General features: G+C 74.3%; 15 protein-coding genes. 9 read left to right on the top strand and 6 right to left on the bottom strand.

The window, feature by feature from the left end; translation table 11 throughout:
• Window positions 1-63: 63 nt before the first annotated feature.
• Window positions 64-483: a DUF393 domain-containing protein gene (locus tag AB0I11_RS15825; protein WP_357319860.1), complete on the bottom strand. Its 420-nt coding sequence runs from the start codon at window positions 481-483 to the stop codon at window positions 64-66.
• 83 nt (window positions 484-566) lie between these two features.
• On the opposite strand from AB0I11_RS15825, the gene AB0I11_RS15820 reads away from it, so the two are divergent.
• From AB0I11_RS15820 to AB0I11_RS15805, 4 genes are all read left to right on the top strand, one after another.
• Window positions 567-2615: an intein-containing Rv2578c family radical SAM protein gene (locus tag AB0I11_RS15820; RefSeq protein WP_357319857.1), complete on the top strand. Its 2049-nt coding sequence runs from the start codon at window positions 567-569 to the stop codon at window positions 2613-2615.
• 23 nt (window positions 2616-2638) lie between these two features.
• The gene (locus tag AB0I11_RS15815; RefSeq protein WP_357319854.1) at window positions 2639-3388 is read left to right on the top strand and encodes a hypothetical protein; all 750 of its coding nucleotides are present in this window, start codon (window positions 2639-2641) and stop codon (window positions 3386-3388) included.
• 40 nt (window positions 3389-3428) lie between these two features.
• Window positions 3429-3836, top strand: a complete 408-nt coding sequence (locus AB0I11_RS15810) for a CoA-binding protein (protein WP_357319851.1) — start codon at window positions 3429-3431, stop codon at window positions 3834-3836.
• A gap of 91 nt (window positions 3837-3927) precedes the next feature.
• Window positions 3928-4647, top strand: a complete 720-nt coding sequence (locus AB0I11_RS15805; protein ID WP_357319848.1) for a hypothetical protein — start codon at window positions 3928-3930, stop codon at window positions 4645-4647.
• A 145-nt stretch (window positions 4648-4792) separates the two neighbouring features.
• On the opposite strand, the gene AB0I11_RS15800 is transcribed toward AB0I11_RS15805, so the two are convergent.
• Both AB0I11_RS15800 and AB0I11_RS15795 read right to left on the bottom strand, forming a co-directional pair.
• On the bottom strand, window positions 4793-6727 hold the full coding sequence (locus AB0I11_RS15800; RefSeq protein WP_357319845.1) for a hypothetical protein: 1935 nt from the start codon (window positions 6725-6727) through the stop codon (window positions 4793-4795).
• 83 nt (window positions 6728-6810) lie between these two features.
• Window positions 6811-8007: an acyl-CoA dehydrogenase family protein gene (locus AB0I11_RS15795; protein ID WP_357319842.1), complete on the bottom strand. Its 1197-nt coding sequence runs from the start codon at window positions 8005-8007 to the stop codon at window positions 6811-6813.
• A gap of 180 nt (window positions 8008-8187) precedes the next feature.
• Between AB0I11_RS15795 and AB0I11_RS15790 the strand changes: the two genes are divergently transcribed.
• Window positions 8188-8625: a DUF4190 domain-containing protein gene (locus tag AB0I11_RS15790; RefSeq protein WP_357319840.1), complete on the top strand. Its 438-nt coding sequence runs from the start codon at window positions 8188-8190 to the stop codon at window positions 8623-8625.
• A gap of 3 nt (window positions 8626-8628) precedes the next feature.
• Here the strand turns inward: AB0I11_RS15790 and AB0I11_RS15785 are convergent, their stop codons facing one another.
• On the bottom strand, window positions 8629-9519 hold the full coding sequence (locus tag AB0I11_RS15785; RefSeq protein WP_357319837.1) for an SDR family NAD(P)-dependent oxidoreductase: 891 nt from the start codon (window positions 9517-9519) through the stop codon (window positions 8629-8631).
• A 117-nt stretch (window positions 9520-9636) separates the two neighbouring features.
• Here AB0I11_RS15785 and AB0I11_RS15780 point away from each other — a divergent pair, with 117 nt between their 5' ends.
• On the top strand, window positions 9637-10221 hold the full coding sequence (locus tag AB0I11_RS15780) for a DUF4190 domain-containing protein (protein WP_357319833.1): 585 nt from the start codon (window positions 9637-9639) through the stop codon (window positions 10219-10221).
• 43 nt (window positions 10222-10264) lie between these two features.
• On the opposite strand, the gene AB0I11_RS15775 is transcribed toward AB0I11_RS15780, so the two are convergent.
• The gene (locus tag AB0I11_RS15775) at window positions 10265-11221 is read right to left on the bottom strand and encodes a CoA ester lyase (protein ID WP_357319830.1); all 957 of its coding nucleotides are present in this window, start codon (window positions 11219-11221) and stop codon (window positions 10265-10267) included.
• Window positions 11222-11348: 127 nt separating this feature from the next.
• On the opposite strand from AB0I11_RS15775, the gene AB0I11_RS15770 reads away from it, so the two are divergent.
• The 3 genes from AB0I11_RS15770 to AB0I11_RS15760 all read left to right on the top strand — a co-directional run bounded on the left by AB0I11_RS15770 (window position 11349) and on the right by AB0I11_RS15760 (window position 13667).
• The gene (locus AB0I11_RS15770; protein WP_357319826.1) at window positions 11349-12173 is read left to right on the top strand and encodes an SDR family NAD(P)-dependent oxidoreductase; all 825 of its coding nucleotides are present in this window, start codon (window positions 11349-11351) and stop codon (window positions 12171-12173) included.
• 49 nt (window positions 12174-12222) lie between these two features.
• The gene (locus AB0I11_RS15765) at window positions 12223-12939 is read left to right on the top strand and encodes a GNAT family N-acetyltransferase (protein ID WP_357319823.1); all 717 of its coding nucleotides are present in this window, start codon (window positions 12223-12225) and stop codon (window positions 12937-12939) included.
• 83 nt (window positions 12940-13022) lie between these two features.
• Window positions 13023-13667 (top strand): hypothetical protein, encoded by a 645-nt coding sequence (locus AB0I11_RS15760; protein WP_357319820.1) that lies wholly within the window; start codon window positions 13023-13025, stop codon window positions 13665-13667.
• A gap of 3 nt (window positions 13668-13670) precedes the next feature.
• Here AB0I11_RS15760 and AB0I11_RS15755 read toward each other — a convergent pair whose 3' ends face one another.
• A complete protein-coding gene (locus AB0I11_RS15755; RefSeq protein ID WP_357319817.1) occupies window positions 13671-15932 on the bottom strand; it encodes an APC family permease in 2262 nt (753 codons plus the stop codon).
• Window positions 15933-16007: the final 75 nt, after the last annotated feature.

Genomic DNA, 16007 nt, shown 5'->3' with positions numbered 1-16007 from the left:
CGCGCGGAACCGCCGGCCGAGCTGGGAACCTGCGGCCGAACCGGGACGGCCGGCTGAACCGGGTCAGGCGCCGGCGGACGGGCGGCCGGTCGGGCCGTACAGGCGCTCCCGGGCCTCCTGCGGCAGCGCGCAGGCGGCCGTGCCGCCGGGCAGCCGGTGCCGGTTGCGGGCCACCCACCGGTACGCCGGCCAGGCGACCGCCCGCACCGGCGGGAAGCGCAGGCCGGCGCCGGCGGCCCGCCAGAGCGGCGCGCTCCCGCCGAGCAGTTTCGCGATGGCGTCGGGGCCGGCGGCGCGGGAGCCGTCGGCACCCACCCACTGCACCGCCTCCTCGCACTCGGCCTCCGTCAGGCCCAGCGCGGCCAGGTCGGCGAACTGCCAGGGCAGCACCCGGGCGCCGGTGGGGATCCGGCGCTCGATGAACTCCGCGCAGCGGGTGCAGAACGCGCAGTCGCCGTCGTAGACGAAGGTCGACGTCTCCATGCCCCCATCCTGCACCCGCCCGCCCCCTCCCGGACCGCCGGTGTCCGCCGCGTCACTTGCACAATCTTCGTACGCATGTTCGAATGAGGGCCATGCGCTGGGACAACCTCTCCGCTCCCCCGGACGAGGGGACTCCCGACGGGGCAGCGCCAGCGACTCCACCCCTGCCGCTGGCGCTCCCCGGCGCCGTCGCCCGCACCTTCGACACCCCCGGCTTCGCCGGCATGACGTTCTACGAGGTGCGGGCAAAGTCGATCATCAACCGGGTGCCCGGCCAGTCGCGCGTCCCGTTCGAGTGGACGATCAACCCCTACCGGGGTTGTTCCCATGCCTGCGTTTACTGCCTCGCCGGCGACACCCCGATCCTCATGGCAGACGGGCGCACGAAGCCGATCAGCGAGCTGGTGCCGGGTGACCGGATCTACGGCACCGAACGCCGGGGCGCCTACCGGCGCTACGTGATCACCACGGTCCTCGACACGTGGTCGACGGTGAAGCGGGCGCACCGGGTCACCCTGGCCGACGGCACCACGCTGGTGGCGAGCGGCGACCACCGGTTCCTCACCGAGCGCGGCTGGAAGCACGTGACCGGGGCGATGGGCGGGCCCGGCAAGCGGCCGTACCTGACCACCAGCAACCGCCTGATCGGCACCGGCCGCTTCGCGCCCGCGCCCAAGGACTCCGCCGACTACCGGCGGGGTTGGCTCCGCGGCACGGTCCGCGGCGACGGTAGCCCCGATCGCCCGTTCCGGCTGGCCGTTACCGACGACGAGGCGCTCGGCCGGGCGACGCGGTTCCTCGCCGACGCCGGGATCGACGCGCACCGGGCCCGATTCGTCCCGGTGACCTCGGCCCGCCGGGCCGGCACCGCAATCCGCACCGCCCGACAGCGGGACGTCGAGGCGATCGCCGAGCTGGTGGGCTGGCCGGAGGCGCCGACGGACGACTGGCGGCTGGGGTTCCTGGCCGGGGTCTTCGACGCGGAGGGCAGCTGCCACCGCGGCGTCTTCCGGATCGGCATGCGGGACGACGCGGCCCTCGACCGGGTCGCCGACGCCCTCGACCGGTTCGGCTTCCGCTGGGTCCTGGAGGATCCCGGCCATCCCAAGCGGGTCCGCCAGGTCCGGCTGACCGGCGGCCTCCCCACCCGGCTGCGGTTCTTCCACCTCACCGACCCGGCGATCACCGGCAAGCGGTCCATCGCGGGCGCGGCCCTGAAGTGCCAGGCGGAGCTGCGCGTGGTCGGCATCGAGGATCTCGGCCTGGAGCTGCCGCTGTGGGACATCACCACCGGCACCGGCGACTTCATCGCCAACGGGGTGGTCAGCCACAACTGCTTCGCCCGCAACACCCACACCTACCTCGACCTCGACGCCGGGGCGGACTTCGACCGCCGGGTGATTGTCAAGGTCAACGCGGGCGAGCTGGTCCGCCGGGACCTGGCCGCCCCGCGCTGGCGCGGCGCGCACATCGCCATGGGCACCAACGTGGACTGCTACCAGCGGGCCGAGGGGCGCTACCGGCTCATGCCGGCGATCCTCGAGGCGCTGCGGGATTTCGCCAACCCGTTCTCCATCCTGACCAAGGGCACCCTGCTCCTGCGGGATCTGCCGCTGCTGCGCCAGGCCGCCGAGGTCACCCGGGTCGGGCTGTCGTACTCGGTGGGCTTCGTCGACGAGGCGCTGTGGCGGGCGGTCGAGCCGGGCACGCCGAGCCCGCGCCGCCGGCTGGCGGCGGTACGCCAGCTCACCGACGCCGGCTTCCAGGTCGGGGTGCTGATGGCGCCGATCCTGCCCGGGCTCACCGACGACGACGAGTCGATCGACGCGACGGTGGCCGCGATCGCCGCCGCGGGGGCCACCAGCGTCACCCCGCTGGCCCTGCACCTGCGCCCCGGCGCCCGCGAGTGGTACGCGCACTGGCTGGCCCGGGAGTTCCCCCAACTGGTCCCCCGCTACCGCCAGCTCTACCGCGCCGGCTCGTACGCCCCGCAGGCCTACCAGCGGGAGCTGACCGCGCGGGTGCGGATCGCGGCCCGCCGGCACGGCCTGCACCGGGGCGAGGTCGGCGACAACCGCCGGCCGCCCGATCCGCCCCCGCCACCCGTGGCCGAACAGCTCTCCCTGTTGTAGCGCCGATCACCTACGCTCCGCCTGTGCAGGAGATCATCGATGCGGTGCTGCGCCGCCGCCGTCAGCTCGTCCTCCTCGGGTTGGCGCTGGGCGTGGGCCTCGCGCTCGCGGCGATCGGGCTACGGTCCGTCAGCGGGCCGGTGGCGGCCCTGACCCTGCTGCCCATCCTGTTCTTCCTCGGGATGGCCACCCGCGAGGTCGTGCGCCGGCCCGGCCGGGAAGGGCTGCGGGTCGACGAGACGGCCGGTGCCTTCTTCGCGCCCCCGCAGCGCGGTGTCCTCTACGGCCCGGCCCTCGGCGGATACTTCGTCTACTACGCGATCTACACCCTCACGGGGTCCGCCGTGGACGGCTGGGACCGGTCCTTCATGGCGGCGTACCTGCTGGTCGCCGCCGGGTTCGCCATCGGGTCCTGGTGGCTGGTGCCGTTCGTGACGCTGACCCCCGAGGGCGTGGCCTCCGGCGCGCCCCGACCGATGACCGTGGTGCCGTGGGAGGCGATCGGCGCGGGCGCGCCCACCGGGCCGGGCGCGGCCGGACGGTTCCTGCGGCTGCCGATCGCCCGCCCGGAGTTGGTCCGCCGCAGCCTCGGCTGGCCCCGCCGCGGCGCCTTCGTGGCGGTGCGGGACCTGACCGTCGCGCCGGACTTCCTGGCCGCCGCCATCCAGTACTACGTCGCCCACCCCGAACATCGGGCCGCGATCGGCACCGCGCAGGAGTACGACCGGCTCCGGCGGGAACTCGCCGGGGTGCCGCTGGCCGGCCAGGTCTGACCCGCAGGACTTGGGACGCTGGCGGAGTTAGGCTCGGCGGATGCGTTCCGCTCAGCAGATCCTCGCCGACTCCGCCGTGATCGCCGTCGTGGGCGCGTCCCGCGACCCGGGCAAGGCCGCGCACCGGGTGCCGCTGGAGATGCAGCGCCACGGCTGGCGGATCATCCCGGTCAACCCCACCGTGGACGAGCTCTTCGGCGAGAAGGCGTACCCGACGCTGGCCGACATCCCGCACCCGGTCGACCTGGTGGACGTGTTCCGGCCGGCCGCCGACGCGGTCGAGGTGGTCCGCCAGGCGGTGGCGATCGGCGCGCCGGCGGTGTGGCTGCAGCTCGGGATCTTCTCCGCCGAGGCGCGGCGGATCGCCGAGGAGGCGGGCATCGACTACGTCGAGGACCGCTGCCTGATCATCGAGCGGGCCGCCGGCGGCCTCACCCGGCTGGGCTGAGCCACCGCCGTCGGCGGTACGGCCGCTCGACCGCGCCGCCGTCGCAGCGCTGTCCGGACCGGTTCTGGCCGGCTCCGCGTACCCTGCGGGCGTGTTCTCCTCCGAGCCGTTGGCGGCGGCGCGGCCCGGTCGCGACGGTCTCTGGCCCCGGCGGTTGCTGTCCCTCGTGGTCGGCGGCGCGGTCGCCGTGGTGGCCGCCCGGGTCCTGCTCCCGCTGACCGCGTCCCAACTGGATGATGTCCGGGGCCTGGCGTGGGTGGCGGCGGGGGTGCACCTGGGGCAGCAGCGGTGGCGGCCCCGGCGGACCGGCCGGCTCGTCTGGCGCGCCCGGGTGTTCGGCCGGCACGGCGTGGAACCAGGCTTCGTCACCCGCCGGTCGGCTGCGGGCTGGGTGGAACTGATCGCGACGGCGGCCATGGTGACGACCCTGACGGTCGGCGTGGTCTCGCTCCTGCCGGACGGTGGGTCCTGGGCGGCCGCCCGACCGGTCCTGCTCGGCGTGGTGGCCCTGGGGCTGGGGGTCTGCGTCTACCAGGAGGTGCGGTTCCCGGACCGCGTGGCGCTGACCGCGAGCGGGTTGCGCGACGGCTGGCACCGGTACGCCTGGCCGGACATCGCCGGGGCCAGCCTGTGGGACGGCGGCGGTGTGCGGCTGCGCCTGGCCGTGCGGCAGATACCGCCACCGGTGGTCGGCGGCCGGGGCCTGGCGGTCCCGGACGAGCGGCTGCTCGCCGCGATCGACGAGGTCCGGTCGCGGCCCCACGTCCTGGCGGTCGGGCTGCCGATCACCGCGCCCGAGCCGACCGGCTGAGCGAGAGGCCGGGCCTCAGCCGGCGTCGGATGACCGGGGCGGGCTGGGCCCGCACCCGCTCGGCCTGCTCGAGGTGCTCCGGCCGGCCGGCGGCCCGCTCACACTGGTCCGGCGGGCGGCGGTCTCCCGGCCGCGACTCAGCGGCTCACGGCACCACGGTCACCACCTGTTCCGGCTGCGCCGACGCGGCCACGACCCGACCGTCCGGGGCCGCCGCGAGCAACCAGGGCTCCCCGGGGAGCCGACCCACCCGGACGGTCGACTCGTACGGGAGCGGGACCAGCGGGATACGCCGCGCCGGCCGCCGGCAGAACACGTCGGGGCAGCTCCACAGATACAGCCGTGGGGGCGTGGGCGCCGGCGTGCCGACCTGGATTCGGATCCCCTCGGCGGCGGGCCAGCCGACGGCCAGCCCGTAGACGCCGCCGCCTGGCCGGGCCGTGGTAGGCACCGGCTCGCTGCTGGCACAGCCGCCCGGGCGCAGGCAGTGGAGGATGTCGCCGAGGTGCAGCAGGGCCAGTGCCTCGTCGGTGGGCATCCCAGCGGGTCGCTCCGGGGCCGGTAGGCCGTGCGGCGCGACGTTTCCGGAGTCGCACCGGACGGTGGCGCACCAGGCGACCCAGGTGCCGGCCTGACCTTCCGGGCGGAAGGCGATCACCGCTCGGTCGTCGCCGCCGATCCGGATCGTCAGCTCGCCGCTGCCCAGGTCGCCTCCCGAATGGGGCACCCGGCCGAGAACTGCGGTCGTCGGCCGCTCGCACCGGGCGTCCGCGCAGCGCAGCAAGCCCAGCTCGATCATCGGCCGGTCCAGCCCGGGCTCGTCGTCGACGACGAGCCCGGGCTGGACCGGGGCTCCGCCGGCCCGCTGCGGTACGGGGGTCGCCGTGGCGACCAGGACGCCGCCGCCGGGCACCGGGGTGAGCGCCTCCGAGCGGCTGTCCCGCAGCACCTCTAGGATGCCGTCCGACCGCTGGCACGTCCGCGCCGGGTCGCACCGCTCCAACTGGTGCTGGGTGAGCACCCACACGGTGCCGTCATCGGCGACGGCCGTGCCGGACGGTTCCAGGGCGAGTCGCGCCAGCTCGGTGGGGTGGGACCGTCCGCACCGGTCATCGAGACAATCGTGGATGGTCGACTGGCTGACCAGCACCGGCGGGCGGCCCGCCGGCCAGCCGAGTGCGACGAGCCGGCCGGAGGCCGACCAGGACAGCACGTTGACGTCGGCCAGCACGCCGCTCTCGGCCAGCACGCCGGCCCCGGCACCGGGCAGCAGCAGCGCGGCGACGCCGAGCGGCACGGTGATCCGGGTGGCCGCCCGACGCCAGCGCGGCGGCGGCTCCGCGGGCACCCGGTCCGGGGGCGCCGCCGTCCGGCCGGGCTCGTGGACACTGAACCGACGGTGGGCGGCCAGCAGGGTCCAGGACTGCGTGACCGCGACGGCGACCAGGACGACGTCCCGCAGCACCCACACCGCGGCACCGCCGAGGTGGCCGGTGACCAGCTCCTCCGGTCGGCGGAACAGCCAGCCGTAAAGCTGGGCCGGCAGCGCCACCCCGAGCAGCAGCAACAGGGCGGCGTGCACCACGTGGCGGCCCACCGTCGAGGCGGCCGCGCGGATGGCTGCCGTCCCGTGGAGTCCGGTCAGCACCGCGATCGCGGGTACGAGTGCCAGCCGGACCAGGAGCACGGCCACCGGTACCGCGACCAGCGCAGCCAGCGCGCCCACCAGGAGCAGGTCCCCGGGGAGAGCCAGGGCGACGAGCGACATCCCGGCGACCACCGCCACGACGGCGGCAGCGAGGGCGAGGCAGACCGTCGGGAGCGCCCGTCGGGCCCGGCGTAGCGGGCGGTCCAGGCCGGCCAGTGCCGCCACTCCCGCGGTCACCGCCCAGCTCCAGATCACGGCGACGGCCAGCGCCTCCGGCCAGCCCGCCGGCGGCAGCACCAGCACGCCGTTGACGAGTCGCGGCGGGTCGGCCTCCGCGACGGGCAGCAGCCGCCACAGCGGCTGGACCAGCAGGAGCGGGGCGAGGAGCAGCAGGACGGGTCGCAGCGCCGCGCGGTGGGGTGGAAGAGGCACGCCGTACGGTACGACGGGCTGGGCCGGGGCTGTTGGCCCGTCGGATCAACCGGCCGGGTGAGCTGGCGAACCGGTTGGTCAGTTCAGAGCTTGTACTCCTTGAGCAGGCCGCGGGAGATGATGGTCTTCTGGATCTCCGAGGTGCCCTCGCCGATGAGCAGGAACGGGGCCTCCCGCATCAGCCGCTCGATCTCGTACTCCTTGGAGTAGCCGTAGCCGCCGTGGATGCGGAACGCCTCCTGGACCACCTCGGCGCAGTATTCCGAGGCGAGCAGCTTGGCCATGCCGGCCTCGACGTCGTTGCGCTGGCCGGCGTCCTTGAGCCGGGCGGCGTTGACCATGAGGGCGTGCGCGGCCTCGATCTTCGTACCCATCTCGGCGAGCTTGAAGGCGACGGCCTGGTGCTTGGCGAGCGGCTGGCCGAAGGTCTTGCGCTGCTGGGCGTACGCGACGGCCAACTCGAAGGCGCGGATGGAGATGCCGCAGGCGCGGGCGGCCACGTTGACCCGGCCGACCTCGATGCCGTCCATCATCTGGTAGAAGCCGCGGCCGACCTTCTCCGCACCGCCGAGCACGGCCGAGGCGGGCACGGTCACGCCGTCGAGCACCATCTCGGTGGTCTCGACGCCCTTGTAGCCCATCTTGTCGATCTTGCCGGGGATGGTCAGGCCGGGCGCGGTCTCGCCGAAGCCGGGCTCCTTCTCCAGCAGGAAGGTGCTCATGTTGCCGTAGACCGAGTCGGCGCCGGTGTCGGTCTTGACCAGGGTGGCCACCACCGACGAGTAGGCACCGTTGGTCAGCCACATCTTCTGGCCGTTGAGCACGTAGCTGTCGCCGTCGCGGACAGCCTTCGACTTGATCGCCGACACGTCCGAGCCGCACTCGGGCTCCGACATGGAGAAGGCACCGCGCACCTCGCCGGTGGCCATCCGGGGCAGCAGCCGGGCCTTCTGGTCCGCCGAGCCGTGCTGAGAGATCAGGTACGCCACGATGAAGTGGGTGTTGACGATGCCGGAGATCGACATCCAGCCCCGGGACAGCTCCTCGACCACCAGGGCGTACGTCAGCAGGGACTCGCCCAGGCCGCCGTACTCCTCGTCGATGGTGAGGCCGAACAGCCCCATCTCCCGCATCCCGTCGAGGATGTCGGTGGGGTACTCGTCGGCGTGCTCCAGCCGCTGGGCGTGCGGAATGATCTCCTTGTCGGCGAACTCCCGGACGGTTTCCAGGATCGACCGCTGCACGTCGGTCAGGCCGGGCGTCTGGGCGAGTCGGGCCATCTCAGCCTCCGGGGGATCGGCGCATTACTCATGGGTAACTGAACGCTCGGTCAGTATCGACCTCAGGCCGGGCGAGGCCAAGGTGACCAGTCCACACAACCGCTGTGAAAAGGTTCACCGCTGCGGGTAGCGTCCGCAAGAGAGAAGGCCGTTGGCCTGCGACGGAAGGGGCAAGGAGGCGTGAGTCAACCACCCGGTGAGCCGGAGCAGCCGCCGTCGCCGTACGAGCCACCGGCCTACGGACAGTCGCACGAACCACCGGCCTACGGCCAGCCCTACGGGCACCCGCAGCAGCCGCCCTGGGGGCAGCAACCCCCGTACGCCCCGCAGCCCCCGTACGGGCAGTACGGGCCGCCCGGCCCGGGACCACGACCGGGCGGCGGGCCGAACGTGCTCGCCATCCTGTCGCTGGTCTTCGCCTTCGTCTTCGCCCCCGTCGGGATCGTCCTCGGCCACCTGGCCAAGCGGCAGATCCGGCAGACCGGCGAGGAGGGCAACCAGCTCGCCACCTGGGGGCTGGTGCTCAGCTACGTCTTCACCGCCCTCGGCCTGCTCTTCTGCTGCGGCTGGATCGGCCTCTCGATCTGGGCGAACTCCGACAACGGCGGCTACCGCTGACGCTCAGCGGAACTGCGCCTCGCGCACGCTGTTGCCGCCGTCCACCACCAGCATCTGCCCGGTGATGTACGAGGCGGCCGGTGAGCAGAGGAAGGCGATCGCGGCCGCCACCTCGTCCGGCGTGCCCGGCCGGCCGACGGGGGTGCCCAGCCCCTGCTTGATCTCGGCGGCCGTCGACGCCGCGGTGTAGATGGTGCCGGGTGCGACCGCGTTCACCGTGACCCCGTCGGCGATCATCTCCATCGCCAGCGCCCGGGTCAGCCCGACCACGCCCGCCTTCGCCGCCGCGTACGCGGCCTCGGTGGGCAGCGCGTTGACCGGGCCGGCGGTGGCGGAGAGATTCACGATCCGCCCCCAGCCCCGCTCGGCCATCCCGCCGATGAAGGCACGGCTGCACAGGAACGCCGTGGTGAGGTTCCGGTCGATCTCGCCGCGCCACTCGTCGTAGCTGAGCTGGGCGACCGGGCGCAGCACCTCCGGGCTGGCTCGGCTGGCCAGGCCCGCGTTGTTGACCAGCACCTCGACGTCGCCGAGCTGCTCGGCCACCGCGTCGGCGAGCGCGCCCACTTCGGACTCGTCGGTGAGGTCGGCGACGAAGCCGGTCACCCCCAGCTCACCGGCGCGGTCGTGGATCCGCCGGGTGGTGGAGACGATCGCCACCCGGGCGCCCAGGTCGGCGAGGCGGCGCGCGGTGGCGTACCCGATGCCGTCGGCGCTGCCGGCCCCGGTGACCAGCGCGACCCGGCCGTCCAGCCGCATGGTGACCGGCTCGGCCAGCGGCGCCGGCTGGTCCTGGTCGGCTGAACCGGCGGCCGGCCCACCGCGGGAGCGTCGTACCAGGCCGGGTCGGCTCACGTCCCGTCGCGACCGACCGCCGCGCGCGTCAAGTGCCATGCCGCGATCCTGCCCGCTGGGGACGTTCCGGGCAACGCGGCACCCGGAAAGCCGGTCCTCGGTCTTGCCTCCCGCTGGCTACCCTGACGGCACCCGAAGACCTTACGGAGATGACCGATGAGCTATCCCCCACCGTCCGGTGGCTGGCAGGACCCCTCGGCGCCGGGCCCGCAGTCGGCCCCACCGGCCGACCCGACGCTACCGATGAGCGGCAGCCCGATCCCGACCCAGCCAAACCCCGCCGACCCGTACGCGGCACCGGGCTACCCACCACCCGCCGGCCCCTACGCGGCACCGGGCTACCCACCACCCGGCGACCCGTACGCGGCGGCCGGCTACCCACCACCCGGCGACCCGTACGCGGCACCGGGCTACCCACCACCCGGCGACCCGTACGCGGCGGCCGGCTACCCGCCGCCGGGCTACCCCGGGTACCCGCCGCCGGCGACCAAGACCAACGGCCTGGCCATCGCGGCGATGGCGCTCGCGCTGCTCGGCTTCACCTCGTGCATCACCGCCCCGATCGGCGCGATCCTCGGGCACGTGGCGCTGAAGCAGATCCGGGAGCGGGGCGAGCAGGGCGAGGGGATGGCGAAGGCCGGCGTCATCATCGGCTGGATCCTCACCGGCCTGATGGTGGTGCTGATCGCCGCCTACATCGTGGCGATCGTGATCGCCGTCAACAACGACAGCAGCTACTGACGGATCGGGCCGCCCCGGTCAGCCGCGGCGGCCCGATCCGCGCTCACTCCGCGGGCGGGGTGAACGACGAGGTACGGCTCATCCCGGCCGCCCGGCCCTTGGCCGCGATCACCAGCGCCATCTTGCGGGACGCCTCGTCGATCATCTCGTCGCCGAGCATCACGGCGCCGAGCTTCCCACCCGCCTCCGAGGTGTAGTAGTCGTACGCGTCGAGGATCAACTCGGCGTGGTCGTAGTCGGCCTGCGCCGGCGAGTAGACCTCGTTGGCCGCGTCGATCTGGCCGGGGTGCAGCACCCACTTGCCGTCGAAGCCCAGCGCCGCCGAACGCCTGGCCACCTCGCGGAACCCGTCGACGTCGCGGATCTGCAGGAACGGGCCGTCGATGGCCTGCTTGTCGTGCATCCGCGCGGCCATCAGGATGCGCATCAGGATGTAGTGGTAGGGGTCGCCCGGGTAGTCCGCGATCAGCCCGCCCACCACCAGCGACTTCATGTTGATCGACGCCATGAAGTCGGCGGGCCCGAAGATGATGGTCTCGACCCGGGGCGAGGCGGCCGCGATGGCGTCCACGTTGACCAGGCCGGCCGCGTTCTCGATCTGCGCCTCGATGCCGATCCGGCCCACCTCGAGGCCGAGGGTCTTCTCGATCTGGGTGAGCAGCAGGTCCAGCCAGTGCACCTGCTCGGCGTTCTGCACCTTCGGCAGCATGATGCAGTCCAGGTTGGCGCCGGCGCCCTCCACCACCTCGATCACGTCCCGGTAGGTCCAGGGCGTGGTCAGGTCGTTCACCCGTACCACCCGGGCCTTGCCGGACCAGTCGCCCTCGTTCAGCGCGGCGACGATGTTCTTGCGGGCGTCCGGCTTCGCCAGCGGGGCGACCGCGTCCTCCAGGTCCAGGAAGACCTGGTCCGCGGGGAGGCCCTGGGCCTTGCCCAGCATCTTGACGCTGGAACCGGGTACCGCGAGGCAGGACCGGCGGGGGCGACCGACAGCGGCCATGGATGCGCTCCTTCCAGCGTCCGGCGGGCAGGCCGACGCCTCCAGGTGAAAGACGAGAACTTAACGATCCCAAAGGGCCGTTGTGACGCCACGGTAACCTCGTCCCGTGACCGGGGTGAATGGACCTGTGGAAGATCTCACTGAGCGTCGGATCGTGGTGGTGACCGGTGCCAGTTCGGGCATCGGGCTGGCCGCCGCGGTCGACCTGGCCCGCCGCGGCGACCACGTGGTGCTGGTCGGGCGGGACCCGGCCCGGCTCCAGATCGCCGGCGACCGGGTACGCGAGGCCAGCGGGGAGCGCCCCGAACTGTTCCGCGCCGACTTCGCCGTGCTCGACGACGTACGCCGGCTCGCCGAGCAGTTGCGCGCCGGGTACGACCGGATCGACGTGCTGGCCAACAACGCCGGCGCGATCGTGCTCCAACCGGTCACCACGGTCGACGGCTTCGAGCTGAGCATGCAGGCCAACCACCTCGCCCCGTTCCTGCTCAGCACGCTGCTGCGGGACCGGATCGGGCGGCTGGTGGTGACCGCCTCCGACGCGCACCGCAGCGGCATCCTCGACCCCGACGACCTGAACGCGGCGCTGCGCCGGTACCGGCCGTTCCAGGCGTACGGCACCAGCAAGCAGGCGAACATCCTCTTCACCGCCGAGGCGGCCCGGCGCTGGTCGGAGGTGCCGGCGTACGCGTTCCACCCCGGCGTGGTGCGGACCCGGTTCGGCAACGAGAGCCGGGTGGTCGCCCTGGGCATGCGGCTGCTGCCGTTCCGCAGCCCGGAGAAGGGCGCGGAAACCCTGGTCTGGCTGGCCAACCAGGACCCGTCCCGGCTGGTCACCGGCGGCTACTACGCCGATCGGAAGGCGCACCGGCCGCGCGCCAAGGCGGGCGACCCGGCGCTGGCCGCCCGGCTCTGGACGGCGAGCGCGCGGGCCGTCGGCGTGCCCGCCTGAGCCGTTTTCCGGTTGCCACCGCGCTGCGGTCCGCTGCGATACTGCGCCGATGACCGAGCACGAGGCGACGACCCTGCACGTCGGTGGCGACGATCCGGAGCTGACCGCCCGGATCGAGCGGGAGCTGACCGCATTCAACAACGCCGCCACCGGCGCCGACGACGAGGCCGGCCTCTCGGTGCGGGCGGTGGACCCCGACGGCACGCTGGCGGCCGGGCTGACCGGCTGGACCTGGGGCGGGCGCGCCGGGATCAACACCGTCTGGGTACGCGACGACCGGCGGCGCGCCGGCTGGGGCGGGCGGCTGCTGCGGGCCGCCGAGGAGGAGGCCCGGCGGCGCGGCTGCACCGAGATCTCGGTGGCGTCGTTCTCGTTCCAGGCCCCGGACTTCTACCGGCGGCACGGCTACTCCGACACCGGGATCCGGGACGGCATCCCCGGCGGCCACGTCGACCACCAGTTCTGGAAGTCGCTGGTCACGGAGCCGGCCGGGGTGCTGCGGGTGGTCGCGCTGGTCGACCTGGGCGCCGACGCCGAGGCCGGCCGGCGCTACGAGGACGCCGTGCTGGCCCTGCTCGGGCGGCACGGCGGGCGGCTGGAGCGGCGGCTGCGGACCGGGGACGGGGGGACCGAGGTGCACGTGATCCGGTTCGCCGCGCGGGCCGGCTACGACGCGTTCCTGGTCGACCCCGAGCGCGTCGCGCTGCGGGCCGCGCTGGGCGACGCCGCCCCCCGCACCGAGGTGCTGGAGGTCCGGGACGTCTGACCGCCCTCTCCCCCTCACTTCATCACCCGGAGCGGGAAAGAACAAGACTTGATCTTGGACGGCCGGACGTCCAGGGTCGAGGCATGGACTTCGATCCCTTGGCCACCGCCCGGCGGGCACTCTGGATCGGCGGGGCCCAGTGGGCCGGCAAGACCACCCTCGCCGTCACCCTGGCCCTGCGGCACGGCCTGACCGCGTACCTCTACGACCGGCACGACGCCCGGGGCCACGACGACCGGCGGATCGCCGACCGGATCCGGCGCGGCGCACCACCCGGCGGCCCCGACCCGGACACGGTCTGGGTCGACACCGACCCGCGGCGGATGGCGGCCGAGACGCTGGCCGGCTTCCCCCGCCGCTTCGAGTGGGTGCTGGACGACCTGGGCGCGCTGGTCAGCGCCCGCCGGGTGGTCGCCGAGGGCTGGGGGCTGCGGCCGGAACTGGTCGCCCCGGTCGTCGAGTCGACCCGGCAGATGGTGGTGCTGGTGCCGAGCGCCGAGTTCCGGGCGTACCAGCTGGCCCGGCTGCCCCGGGCGAGCGCCCGGCACCCCGGGGTGAGCGACCCCGAGCGGGCGCTGCGCAACCGCGTCGCCCGCGACGAACTGGTCGCCGCCGACGCCGTGGCCCAGGCCCGGGAGCTGGGCGTACGGGTGGTCGAGGTGGACGGCAGCCGGGACGCCGAGGCGATCGCCGGGCTGGTGACCGAGCACTTCGCGGCGTACCTGTGAGGGTCACTCCGCGATGTGCACCGGGACGCTGGTGACCACCACGCCGGGCAGCGCCCGCAGGGCGGCCCGCAGCCGCTGCTCGGCGCGGCTGTGCAGCGGGCGGTGCCAGGGCCGGCGCAGGACCACCTCCGGCACGATCACCGTCAGGGTCAGCTCCGGCCGGCTGGTGTGCAGCGCCTCCAGGTAGTGCGCGAGCGGCCCGATCACCGCCCGGTACGGCGACACGATGGTCTCCAGCCGCAGGTGGTCGCCCCAGGCCCGCCACTGCTCGCGGAACCGGTCCGCCTCGGCGTCCTCCGGCGCGAGGTGCACGGCCAGCGTCGGTTGGCCCAGCGAGGCGGCGTACGCCAGGGCGCGCAGCGAGGCCCGGTTCAGCCGGGCCACTGGGACGACCACCAGGTGGCGTACCTCCTGGGGCAGTTCCTCGCCCTCGGCGGACCCGGCGGGTCCGGGCGGCGCGGGCGGCGCGGACGGCGCGGGCGGCGCGGACGGCGCGGGCGGCGCGGGCGGCGCGGACGGCGCGGGCGGCGCGGACGGCGCGGGCGGCGCGGGCGGCGCGGGCGGCGCGGGCGGATGCAACGCCAGGGCACGGTGCAACGTGGCGTAGTGCCGGTGGATCCGCCGGAAGAGCAGCACCAGCAGCGGCACCGCGAGCACCACCACCCAGGCGCCCTCGGTGAACTTCGACCCGGCCGCGGTCAGCAGCACCAGCCCGGACAGGGTCGCGCCGACCGCGTTGAACAGCAGCTTGCGCCGCCAGCCCGGCCCGCGACGGCGCCGCCAGTGCACCACCATCCCGGTCTGCGACAGGGTGAAGGCGAGGAAGACCCCGACCGCGTAGAGCGGGATCAGCGCCTCGGTGTGCCCGCCGAACACGGTGAAGACCAGCGCCGCCGTGGCCGCCAGCGCCGCCATCCCGTTGCCGAACGCGAGCCGGTCCCCCATGTGCAGGAACCGGCGCGGCGCGTGGCCGGCCCGGGCCATGAAGAAGAGCAACCGGGGAAACCCGTTGAACGCGGTGTTCGCCGCCAGCAGCAGGATCAGCGTGGTCGCCACCTGGAGCAGCGCGTACCAGGGTCCGGTCGGGAAGGTGACCCGACCGAGCTGGGAGAGCAGCGTCTCGCCGGGCACCGGGACCAGGCCGTCCAGCCGGATCAGCAGGGTCAGCCCGGCGAAGAGCAGCACCAGCAGCGCCACCATCCAGCCGAGCGTGGTCCGGGCGTTGCGCCACTCCGTCGGCCGGAACGCCGGCACCGCGTTCGACACCGCCTCGATGCCGGTCATCGACACCGCGCCGGAGGAGAACGCGCGCAGCACGAGCAGCAGACCCAGCCCTTCGGTGGCCGGCACCGCCGGCGGCGGCACCGGCGCGAAACCCCGGCCCGCGGTCCGCGCGTAGCCGACCAGCAGCACCGCGAGGACCGCGACCAGGAAGGCGTACGTGGGCAGCACGAAGAGGTTGCCGGCGCTGCGCACCCCGCGCAGGTTCCCGGCGAACAGCACGGCGATCACCAGCAGGCCGAGCGGCACCGTGGCCGGGGCCAGCCCGGGCAGCGCCGAGGTGACCGCGTGCACGCCCGCCGCCACCGACACCGCGACGGTGAGCACGTAGTCGACCATCAGCCCGGCCGCCGCCGCGAGGCCGGCGAGGGCGCCGAGGTTGTCCCCCGCCACCACGTACGAGCCGGCACCGTGCGGGTACGCCTGGATGGTCTGCCGGTACGACGCGCCGACCGCCACCATGAGCACCACCAGGCCGACGGCCAGCGGCAGGGCGAGCCCGAGGGCGGCGCTGCCGGCCAGCACCAGCACGGTCAGCATCGCCTCCGGCCCGTACGCCACCGAGCTGAGCAGGTCGGAGGAGAGCACGGGCAGGGCGATCAGCTTGCGCATCCGCTCGTACAGCACGGCGGCGCTGGACAGCGGGGGTCCGAGGACGACCCGACGCAGCCGGGTCCGCGCCCGCCCCCACCGGGACGCGGGCACGCTGGCCGGCTCGGTGGCGACCAGTTCGTCCGGCTGCGCCACGGTGAACAGGTCGAAGGGCGCCAGCCGGCCCAACCGGCTCGGCGCGGGCCGCCGCCCGCTGCGGCCGAGGGTCGGGTCGACGGGCAACGCGCCGTCAGCGTGCGGGGGACGCCACCGCTCCCCGATCCGGCCGAGCGCCGCCCGCTCCGCCGGATCGAGCGGCGGGAACTCGGCCGAGGGCGTGACGACGGTCCCCTGCTCGACCTCGTCGTCGCGCCGCTCGCCTCGCGCTCCCACCCCCTGCACTCTCAGCCAAAGCCGCCGGCCGGGAAGCCGAATCGGCACACTCGGGCGGAATGGGGGACCCCGCCG

This window comes from Micromonospora sp. NPDC050495, assembly GCF_040655175.1.
Classification (GTDB): Bacteria; Actinomycetota; Actinomycetes; order Mycobacteriales; family Micromonosporaceae; genus Micromonospora.
This window is presented reverse-complemented; position numbering and strand designations above follow the sequence as displayed.

What these genes read in the sequence shown, in the direction of transcription:
- AB0I11_RS15825 (WP_357319860.1), bottom strand. Translation starts at nt 483, where the DNA reads ATGGAGACGTCGACCTTCGTCTACGACGGCGACTGCGCGTTCTGCACC.
- AB0I11_RS15820 (WP_357319857.1), top strand. Translation starts at nt 567, where the DNA reads ATGAGGGCCATGCGCTGGGACAACCTCTCCGCTCCCCCGGACGAGGGG.
- AB0I11_RS15810 (WP_357319851.1), top strand. Translation starts at nt 3,429, where the DNA reads ATGCGTTCCGCTCAGCAGATCCTCGCCGACTCCGCCGTGATCGCCGTC.
- AB0I11_RS15795 (WP_357319842.1), bottom strand. Translation starts at nt 8,007, where the DNA reads ATGGCCCGACTCGCCCAGACGCCCGGCCTGACCGACGTGCAGCGGTCG.
- AB0I11_RS15785 (WP_357319837.1), bottom strand. Translation starts at nt 9,519, where the DNA reads ATGGCACTTGACGCGCGCGGCGGTCGGTCGCGACGGGACGTGAGCCGA.
- AB0I11_RS15780 (WP_357319833.1), top strand. Translation starts at nt 9,637, where the DNA reads ATGAGCTATCCCCCACCGTCCGGTGGCTGGCAGGACCCCTCGGCGCCG.
- AB0I11_RS15775 (WP_357319830.1), bottom strand. Translation starts at nt 11,221, where the DNA reads ATGGCCGCTGTCGGTCGCCCCCGCCGGTCCTGCCTCGCGGTACCCGGT.
- AB0I11_RS15765 (WP_357319823.1), top strand. Translation starts at nt 12,223, where the DNA reads ATGACCGAGCACGAGGCGACGACCCTGCACGTCGGTGGCGACGATCCG.
- AB0I11_RS15760 (WP_357319820.1), top strand. Translation starts at nt 13,023, where the DNA reads ATGGACTTCGATCCCTTGGCCACCGCCCGGCGGGCACTCTGGATCGGC.